6 protein-coding genes and 1 pseudogene are annotated in these 6838 nt (G+C 61.2%); 5 read left to right on the top strand and 2 right to left on the bottom strand.

What is annotated here, in order from left to right:
• Positions 1–253: 253 nt before the first annotated feature.
• The 5 genes and pseudogenes from B0W55_RS30575 to B0W55_RS28145 all read left to right on the top strand — a co-directional run.
• Positions 254–421 (top strand): annotated as a pseudogene (locus tag B0W55_RS30575) (MFS sugar transporter); the annotation flags it as partial.
• Positions 422–630: 209 nt separating this feature from the next.
• Positions 631–1557, top strand: a complete 927-nt coding sequence (locus B0W55_RS28160) for a DUF72 domain-containing protein (protein WP_077049179.1) — start codon at positions 631–633, stop codon at positions 1555–1557.
• Positions 1554–2351: an endonuclease/exonuclease/phosphatase family protein gene (locus B0W55_RS28155; protein ID WP_077049178.1), complete on the top strand. Its 798-nt coding sequence runs from the start codon at positions 1554–1556 to the stop codon at positions 2349–2351. The genes B0W55_RS28160 and B0W55_RS28155 overlap by 4 nt, the downstream gene beginning before the upstream one ends.
• Entirely contained in the window at positions 2348–3640 is a 1293-nt protein-coding gene (gene clsB / locus B0W55_RS28150; RefSeq protein ID WP_077049177.1) for a cardiolipin synthase ClsB, read from the top strand. Before B0W55_RS28155 ends, clsB begins: the two co-directional genes overlap by 4 nt.
• The gene (locus tag B0W55_RS28145) at positions 3627–4613 is read left to right on the top strand and encodes a lysylphosphatidylglycerol synthase domain-containing protein (RefSeq protein ID WP_077049176.1); all 987 of its coding nucleotides are present in this window, start codon (positions 3627–3629) and stop codon (positions 4611–4613) included. Before clsB ends, B0W55_RS28145 begins: the two co-directional genes overlap by 14 nt.
• A gap of 113 nt (positions 4614–4726) precedes the next feature.
• Here the strand turns inward: B0W55_RS28145 and B0W55_RS28140 are convergent, their stop codons facing one another.
• Positions 4727–5485 carry a S9 family peptidase gene (locus B0W55_RS28140; RefSeq protein ID WP_077049175.1) on the bottom strand — a complete coding sequence of 253 codons (759 nt, stop codon included), beginning with the start codon at positions 5483–5485 and terminating at the stop codon, positions 4727–4729.
• Positions 5475–6584, bottom strand: a complete 1110-nt coding sequence (locus B0W55_RS28135; protein WP_077049174.1) for a DUF3182 family protein — start codon at positions 6582–6584, stop codon at positions 5475–5477. Before B0W55_RS28135 ends, B0W55_RS28140 begins: the two co-directional genes overlap by 11 nt.
• Positions 6585–6838 lie beyond the last annotated feature (254 nt).

Genomic DNA, 6838 nt, shown 5'->3' with positions numbered 1-6838 from the left:
CGCAAATCCTGTGCATGCGGTGTATCAGTGGAATCCGGTCGGCAGGTTTTGGGGGGCTTCGCACCCCAACGGGAGCAAGCTCCCTCGCCACAAGAGCGCTTCGATCCTTGCGGTCAGCGCAAATATCAAATGCCCATCCCTGTATTTTTCCGCACATCGCGAACCCCGACACCGCGCTCCATCAATCAATCAATCAATCCACCGGAGTTGCAGCCATGTCCATTGCCTTGCTCGCGCTGACCCTCAGCGCCTTTCCTGGGGCGGTGGTTTGATTGTCGCCCACCTGGGGCTGATCCATACCGCGTGGATCGGTGGCCTGGTGGTGCTGGTGGCGTTGGCGCTGACCGCGTGGAGCGGTCGCCTGGATCGGGTGGGGCCCGTCTATGCCCAGGCCTGCAGCCGCGTGATCGCCGGTCACTGACAGACCTCTGTAGGCGCGAGCATGCTCGCGATGGACGCAAGGACAACGCGGGCATTCAGAAAGCACGCGTTACCGTTGACGACCATCGCGAGCATGCTCGCTCCTACAGGGAATTGCGGTGTTGAAGAATGTGCCGTCTGTAGCCCGATAGAAACTTTCGTTGCCCTCCCACAGTCAGCAAAAGAACGGGGCATTCGGAAGGAGGCGACATGGCGGCGATTCACATTGGCATTTCAGGCTGGCGCTATACGCCCTGGAGGGGGGATTTCTACCCAAAGGGTTTGCCCCAGAAACGCGAATTGCAGTTCGCGTCGCGGGCGGTCAACAGCATCGAAATCAATGGATCGTTCTACGCCCTGCAACGGCCCGAACGCTATGCACAGTGGTATGGCGAAACGCCGGCGCATTTCGTCTTCAGCATCAAAGCCCCGCGTTTTATCACCCACGTCAAACGCCTGCGCGACATCCATAAGCCCCTGGCCAATTTCTTCGCCTCGGGAGTGCTGGAGCTCAAGGAAAAGCTCGGCCCGATCCTCTGGCAGTTCCCGCCCAACTTCAAATTCGATGCCGAACTGTTCGAAAGCTTTCTCGAACAGCTGCCCCACGACACCGAACAGGCTGCCGCCCTCGCCCGTCAGCACGACGCGCACCTGCACGGTCACGCCAGCCTCAAGGCGTACAGGAAAAAGCCGCTGCGCCACGCCGTGGAGATCCGCAACGACAGCTTTATCGACCCGGCCTTTATCCGCTTGCTCAGACGCTACAACACCGCCCTGGTGATCGCCGACACCGCCGGCAAATGGCCGTATCGCGAGGACCTCACCAGCGACTTCGTCTACCTGCGTCTGCACGGCGCCGAAGAACTTTATGCCAGCGGCTACACACCCCAGGCGCTCAAGCGCTGGGGAGAACGGATCGAGGCCTGGCATCACGGGCGGCAACCGGGCGATGCGCAATTGATCGCACCTCGGCAAAAGCCCCGGGCGCGTAAATCCCGAGAAGTGTTCTGCTATTTCGATAACGACGTCAAAGTCCGCGCGCCCTTCGATGCACGCCGACTGTTGGAGCGATTCAACCTCGACCACACCCTGGCCACCGCCCCCGGTGAGCCCGTTGCCGAAGGAGCGCTGCCATGACCATTCGCGAACCGGTCGGCGTCACCGATGAGCAGGCCATCGCCGAGCCAACGGTGCACCGCTTTACGGTGCTGACGGTCAACACCCACAAGGGTTTTACTGCACTCAACCGCCGTTTCATCCTGCCGGAACTGCGCGAAGCGGTGCGCAGCGTCTCGGCCGATGTGGTGTTTTTGCAGGAAGTCCACGGCACCCACGAGCAGCATCCCAAACGCTACGACAATTGGCCTGCGGTGCCGCAATACGAGTTCCTTGCCGACACCCTGTGGCCGCAGTTCGCCTACGGCCGCAATGCAGTCTATCCGGCGGGCGATCACGGCAACGCGTTGCTGTCGAAATTCCAGATCGTGCGTCACGACAATGTGGATGTGTCCATCAGCGGCCACGAGAACCGCGGCATTTTGCATTGCGTGCTGCGCCTGCCCGGTGAAGGCCCGGAATTGCATGCGATCTGCGTCCATTTGGGCCTGCGCGAAACCCACCGCAATGAACAACTCAAACTGCTGGCCCGTCATCTGCAAGCGCTGCCGAACGATGCCCCGGTGATCGTCGCCGGTGATTTCAACGACTGGCGCCAGCGCGCCGATGCCCTGCTCAAGCCCTGCGGCTTGCGCGAGGTATTCGCCGAGCACCATGGCAAACCGGCGCGCAGTTTTCCGGCGCGATTGCCGGCGCTGCGCCTGGACCGCATTTATGTACGCAACCTCAAGGCCAGTGTGCCGCAGGTCCTGACGACCCGGCCCTGGTCACACCTCTCTGACCACGCACCGCTATCGGTGGAGATCGAACTATGAACATTTCGCCGATGGAAAAAACCAGTGTGGAACCGATTGCCGCGCCGCCGAGAAACGAGCCCGCCGCGGTCGATGTCGAGTACCGCTGGCACGGCAACAACCGCGTCGAGTTGCTGGAAAACGGCGAAGCGTATTTCCCGCGGGTGTTCGAAGCCATGCGCCAGGCCAAGACCGAAATCCTCCTGGAAACCTTCATCGTGTTCGAGGACAAGGTCGGCGAAGAACTCAAGACCGTGCTCATCGAGGCCGCCCAACGTGGGGTGCGGGTCACCGCCAGTTTCGACGGGTTTGGCTGTGGCGAGCTGAGCACCGGTTATCTCACGGCACTCAGCGGCGCCGGCGTGCACCTGCAGATGTTCGACCCGGCGCCCAAGCGGCTGGGCATTCGCACCAACTGGTTCCGTCGGCTGCACCGCAAGATTGTCGTGGTGGACGGGACCATTGCGTTCGTCGGCGGTATCAATTTCTCCGGTGATCACCTGGCCGACTTCGGCCCCGAGGCCAAGCAGGATTATTCGGTGGAGATCCAGGGCCCGGCGGTGGCCGATATTCATCACTTTGCCCTGCTGCAATGCGGCCGCCCGGCGCGGGCCAAGTACTGGTGGCAGCAGCGTTGGCAGCGCCGCTCGGAGATGGCCTTCAATGACCACGATGGCCAGGTGCGCCTGGTGTACCGCGATAACAACGAGCACTCGACCGACATCGAAGAGGTTTATCGCCAGGTATTGCGCACGGCCCAGCGCCGCGTGGTGATTGCCAACGCCTATTTTTTTCCGGGCTTCAGATTGCTGCGCGAAATCCGCAATGCCTCGCGGCGCGGTGTCGATGTGCGCCTGATCCTGCAGGGCCAGCCCGACGTGCTGGTGGCCAAACTGGCGGCGCGCATGACCTACGACTACCTGCTCAAGTCCGGGGTGAAAATCTACGAATATTGCGCCCGCCCGCTGCACGGCAAAGTCGCGCTGGTGGATGAAGACTGGAGCACCGTGGGCTCGAGCAACCTCGATCCGTTGAGCCTGTCGATGAACCTGGAAGCCAACGTGTTGATCCGCGACCGCGCATTCAACCGTGACCTGTACGAGCGTCTTGAGGCGCTCAGCGAAAACCATTGCAAACTCATGTCGGTGGACAAGGCGCCCCGGGGGCGGGTCTGGCACATGACCGTGGGTTTCCTGGTGTTCCATTTCCTGCGGCATTTTCCGGCCTGGGCCGGGTGGTTGCCGGCGCATAAGCCACGCCTGAAAACCTTCACTTCACCGGCAGGGAGCGACAAGCATGAGCCGCACTGAAGCCCAGTCGTTACCGCACGCCGAGCACCCGACCAAATCGCGTCTGAGCCGCTGGAAGAAACCGCTGACGATGCTGTTCTTCCTGGCGCTGATCGTGCTGTTGACGATGTTCGCTTCGCGCATCGAATGGAATGAGGTGTTCGACACACTGACCGATTTCAAGGTGCGCACGCTGATCATCGCCGCTGGGCTGACCCTGCTGAGTTTTCTGGTCTATGCCTGCTTCGACCTGATCGGCCGCACCTACATCCGCCAGGACCTGACGTGGAAGCAGATCCTGCCGGTGGGGATCATCAGCTATGCCTTCAACCTCAACCTGAGCGCTTGGGTTGGCGGTATCGCCATGCGTTATCGCCTGTATTCTCGGCTTGGGGTGAGCAAAGGCAACATCGCGAAAATCCTCGGCCTGAGCCTGGCGACCAACTGGTTCGGCTACATGCTGATCGCCGGCGCCATCTTCAGCAGTGGGCTGGTGCGCATGCCGCCGGGCTGGAAACTGAGCAGCGGTGCGCTGCAGGCGGTGGGCGTGTTGTTGCTGCTGGTGAGTGCCGGGTATCTGCTGGCGTGCCGGTTTTCCAAGCGTCGGGAGTGGGCCATTCGCGGGGTGGAAATCAACTTGCCGTCGTTGCGCATGGCCATTCTGCAACTGGCCCTGGGGGCGTTGAACTGGTCGCTGATGGCGGCGGTGATTTTCACGTTGCTGCCAAGCAAGCTCGACTATCCGTTGGTGTTGGGTGTGCTGCTGATCAGTGCCATTGCCGGGGTGATCACTCATATTCCTGCGGGGCTGGGGGTGCTGGAAGCGGTGTTCGTGGCGCTGCTGCAACACGAGGTGTCGCGGGGGAGTCTGGTGGCGGGATTGCTGGCGTATCGGGCGATTTATTTTCTGTTGCCGTTGCTGATTACGCTGGTGATGTATTTGTTGGTGGAGGCCAAGGCGAAGTCGTTGCGGATATCGAAGAAGCCCAAGTGATTTTTGGTGTGTGAGTATGCCTTCGCGGGCAAGCCTCGCTCCTACAGAATTGCCGCGTGCCCCTGTAGGAGCGAGGCTTGCCCGCGAAGGCGCCCGAAAGTGCACCCCAAAAATCACTTGGACTGAATAATGCTCAACCGCTCCCCCACCACCATTTCCGTGATCCAGTCCACCAGGATCGAGGTGTAGGCCTGCTGTGATACGGCGTTGCTCAGGGCATGGTCGGCGCCGTCGATGATGCGGTGCGTCAACGAATGAGTCTGCTGACACGCGGCGCGATAACTCATGATGGTCGCGTGGGGCACGAAGTCATCGGTTTCGGACTCGACCAGTAACACATCCCCGGTGAATTGCGAACAGGCGTGCAGCGCCCGATTGCTGTCCGCGCGCACCAGCGTGCTGCGGTAATCGCGCAAATCGAGTTTGTCCAGATCACGCTTTGGGGTGTGCCATTGCTCGTCGCGATACAGCGCCGGCACCCTCATGGCCAGCCAACGCACCGGGCGCAACGAGGTGAGGATCGCGGCCAGGTAGCCGCCGTAACTGGTGCCGACGACGGCAATCGCCGAAGTATCGAGTGCCGGGTGCGACAACAAACGGTCGTAGGCCGCCAGCAGGTCGCGCAGGTTGTCCTCGCGGGTCACCCGGGTCAGCGGAATGCCGGTGCCGCCCGTGTGACCGCGCAAGTCGAAAGTCAGGCACACGCAACCCAATCCGGCAATGCCTTTGGCCCGCTCCAGGTCCCGCTCCTGGCTGCCGCCCCAGCCGTGCACGAACAACACCCCGGGGACTTTCGATTTGGGACTGAGAAAGGTCCCGCTCATCTGTTCGTCGTCGATGTCGATTTGAATGCTTTCGCTTCTAGCCGTCATAGGATTTGACCGTTACGTACTTGAGTAAGAATTCACTGTTTTCCGCCGGCCCGCGATACACCTCGATGGCGTCCGCCGGCAGCGGCTGATCGATATAGGTTTCCACCGAAGACACGCGGATCGCGCGCATCTGCGGGTCATTGACGAAGCTCTGCAGGGCCGCCACTTCGGCGCTGCTGGCCCCGCCCATGCGCCAGGATTGTTCGAGTACGCCGCTGCGGCGCTTGCCGTCGCTGGCCATGCCCTGGGCGATGTCGTAGTTGCGCCGCGAGGCATAGAACCCGGGGTAGGCTTCGTCGGCGGCGCTGTCGAACACCTGCGCTTGTTTGATCGCCAGCTTCACGTCTTCGCTCAGGTCCAGCTGCAACAAATCGTCGTAGCCACCCTGCACCACCAACAGGTTCGAGCCGCCATACACGTCTTCGCCGTGGGCATCCTTGGTCAAGTATTGATCACCGCAGTAACTCAGCACTTTATTTGCGAAAAAACTTTGGCCGACGCTGTGGGTGATCACTTGATCCAGATCCTGCTCCAGCACCACACCTTCGGTGAACAGGGCTCTGGCTTCGAGGCGGGCGAGGACTTCGTCGAAGCGGTCGAGACTGTCGATCACTTCCTGCCCGCGCCCGGCGCAGGCGTGGATCGGCTTGAGACGAATCGAGCCGCCGTACAGCAAATGCTCCGCCGCCAGCCGCGCATCTTCGAGGGAAAACACGCTCAGGCCGTCGAGCACCACGCTGCGCACCTTCTCTGAAAACAGCGGCGCCCAGCCCTGCGGCGCCTGGGCATGATGGTTCAGCAAACCGTGGGTAATGGCTTTGGTGCAGATGAAATCATGCTCGACATAGCCGCCCCACAGATCCTCCGGGCCTTTGACCCCCAGCTCGCGTGCGCTGGCGGCCCCTACCAGGGTCTGGGTCGGCAGCAAGTACAGGTCGCGGTCGTGGTGCTTGTGCGGATCATAACTGCCACCGAACTTGAGCCCGAGGATCTGCGCCAGCCATTTGGCCAGCGCGCGATTGGTTTCGACTTCATGCAGCGGTGCGGCGGGGCGCACGGAATGGGCAACCACCAGTTTCTTGCTGTGTGTTGGGGTCATGCATCCCCCTGCAATCGGTGCTGGATTAAGGTAGCTGGAAGGGTGCAGAGATCAGGCCAAGCGTTGGCGGTGAGCAATTGATTGCAAATCAATGCGTTGTAAAAACGGTGATGGCAGGAGGCCTGTTTGATTCTGCACGACAGGTGGCAAGGCGCGGGCATTTTGCACGATTGAGCCCCTGCACAAATCCAATGTGGGAGCGGGCTTGCTCGCGAAGGCGGTGTGTCATTGAACACATCTGCTCACTGTTAAGC

Origin of the sequence: Pseudomonas sp. KK4 (assembly GCF_001984065.1) — a bacterium.
Lineage (GTDB): Bacteria > Pseudomonadota > Gammaproteobacteria > Pseudomonadales > Pseudomonadaceae > Aquipseudomonas.
The sequence above is the reverse complement of the archived record's forward strand: the minus strand, read 5'-3'. Positions and strand labels throughout refer to the sequence as shown.